The 622-nt window shown below is 49.8% G+C and carries 1 protein-coding gene; it reads left to right on the top strand.

The window, feature by feature from the left end:
- Positions 1 to 346 precede the first annotated feature (346 nt).
- Positions 347 to 622, top strand: a 276-nt coding sequence (locus P1S59_14640; GenBank protein MDF1527462.1) for a hypothetical protein, incomplete at its 3' end; no start/stop codon positions are given.

Raw genomic sequence — 622 nt, forward strand, 5'->3', positions numbered from 1 at the left:
CCGCGTTTGCAGCCAGCATCCTGTTCATCGTATTTCTTGGCGCGCTTGGGTTCCCTGCGAGAGGCCGCCTTTAACGGTCCGAGCACGACTTTGGGGTATTCCACCCACTTTTCCGGTTGTTTGAGCGAAATAACACCCGGAATTACATGGTGAAACAAATCACAATGGAATCGGTGGTAAAAGGGCTTTGAATATGCTAAGTTACGAGCGTTTGAAAACATCCGCTGGTAGGAATGGCAATTGCAGGCATAGATAAGTTTACTGCTTTGTCTATAAACGGTATCGACCAGGGATAGTGACACTTCGAGAGTTTTTTTCGTTCAGTGGTCGAAAGGAGCCGGGCCGCTTGAGGACGTCAAAATTCGATTTTCGGTGGATTTCCGTCCTGGCCGCTGTCCTGTCGCTCAGTTCGATCATACCGGATGGTAGACTCATGGCAGACTCGCCCAAGTTTTCCATATCCAACGACTTCGCACGGGAGGAAACTCTCCTTCCCGGCATCGAGAGCATCATCGACACCTATAATCAGGACTACCGTTTGAGCTGGTCTGAAACCTACAGCTCCAGGTTGAGTTTCGATGTGGATTTCGAGTTGGAAATGGAGGATATCATCCGGTCCCTC

The organism is bacterium (assembly GCA_029210965.1).
Lineage (GTDB): Bacteria > BMS3Abin14 > BMS3Abin14 > BMS3Abin14 > BMS3Abin14 > JALHUC01.